This is a genomic window from Vibrio sp. Vb0349 (assembly GCF_033338975.1).
The window spans coordinates 1-1258 of sequence record NZ_JAWOTS010000268.1; the positions used below are offsets into that span (position 1 = coordinate 1).

1 pseudogene is annotated in these 1258 nt (G+C 45.7%); it reads right to left on the bottom strand.

The window, feature by feature from the left end:
* A pseudogene (locus tag R7Q47_RS25105) lies at nt 1-1258 on the bottom strand (cadherin repeat domain-containing protein); the annotation flags it as partial.

The window sequence follows — 1258 nt, forward strand, 5'->3', positions numbered from 1 at the left end:
CGTACACCACATTTGGCTTGGCATAAAAACAGCCGTCATCACTCGCTAAGAACTCACGTTGACCGCGACGGTAGTACACGATTGGCGCTGCCAACTCATACTCAATATTTTCTAGTTTAGAGTCGTCAATCACTAAAAAGCGAGTCATACGAATCGTACTACCGTTCGCACAATAGCCTGCTGCATCATAATCAATTGCATCGAATGGTTTTAGATCATCAGAAAACAGATCCGCAGTACAGCCATCAAATCGAGCAACATGTACCCAGACTGCCTTTTGTTGGGTTCGGTCATCGCTACCCACTGGTTTTAACAAGAACAGCGCGACCTTACCTTTGCCAAGTTTTTGCAGCTCATCATCCGTCGGTTCACGCACCGAACGCGACCCCATGATGCCAAACTCACTTTCTTCTAAATTGGAAAACTGTGGGGCACTGAGGGTACTGACGATGACGGTTTGTTCGCTATCAAGTTGTGTGTATTTATCTGCAACACCCGATTCCGCCAAATCGACATTAACCGTGACTCTTGTTCTTGGTAACGCTTTGTAATCTCGCGATTCACTCTCAGAAATATCCAACGCAATAGAATGATATTGAGAGTAATTAGTTAGCGTCAACTCAGCTTTCGCATTGTCTAACGTGGCAAGCTCTTCGCTCACGGTATCAGCAAATGAGTAAGTGCGAGTGCCTACCGTTTTACCAAAGTCCAAACTAATCGTCTTAAATGGCGTAAATTCCACAGTTTGAAGCTTCGTCGTAAGACCTGGATGATCCGCTTTATTAATGGTGCCGTTAACCAATACGGTTTTAGTTGTATAGTTACGTGCAGTTAACGTCACTTCCACTTGGTAGTCGCCAGCATGCAGCACTTTCAAACGACCAGAATCTGAAGATAACAACTCAACCACCGGCTCAGCTTGGTTAATCAGACGGTAGCTTGCTTTGGCTTCTCCCCCACTCATCACAGGTGTGATAACCGCACCAGCAGAAAAGTCCAGAGTTGGATAAGTAATAGAAACCGGGTTGCTACCTTGTTTAATCGTTACAGCAAAGCTACTTTCACCTGGAGTAAACTTATCGTTACCTGCGTCCGACACAATAACTCTGGTGCTACCCGCATTCAGAATGCGCATATCACCCGTTTTGCGATCTAAGGAAACCACATCGGTTGCAGAATCCGTCGCAAATCGGTAGCTCACTTCGCCAACCGTACCGAGAATCGATGGTTTTTGGACATAAGGCTGGTTGATGTTCCA